This window comes from Pseudomonas sp. SIMBA_067 (assembly GCF_046534675.1).
Classification (GTDB): Bacteria; Pseudomonadota; Gammaproteobacteria; order Pseudomonadales; family Pseudomonadaceae; genus Aquipseudomonas; species Aquipseudomonas putida.
In genome coordinates this window covers 1-265 of sequence record NZ_JAWRYH010000595.1, presented here as the reverse complement: position 1 = coordinate 265, position 265 = coordinate 1, and the positions used below count along the sequence as shown (strand labels likewise).

Below are 265 nucleotides of genomic sequence, written 5' to 3'. Positions count from 1 at the left end.
CACACATTGGCTTCCCGCCACTGACCATGGCGTTATTCGTCGGCCTGGCGCTGGCCGCCCTGCTGCTCGACATGGTTACCCACCGCGACGACAAGCCGATCAGCCTCGCCCGGGCGTCGATCTGGTCGATATTCTGGGTGGCCATCTCCCTTGCATTCGCCGGCTTCCTGTATGTGCAGCATGGCCCGGAAGTGGCCAGCCTGTTCGTCACCGGCTATGCACTGGAGAAGGTTCTCTCCGTCGACAACCTGTTCGTGTTCATGGC

1 pseudogene is annotated in these 265 nt (G+C 61.9%); it reads left to right on the top strand.

Features of this window, described 5'->3' with window-relative positions:
* Positions 1–265, top strand: a pseudogene (locus SB765_RS30480) (tellurium resistance protein TerC); the annotation flags it as partial.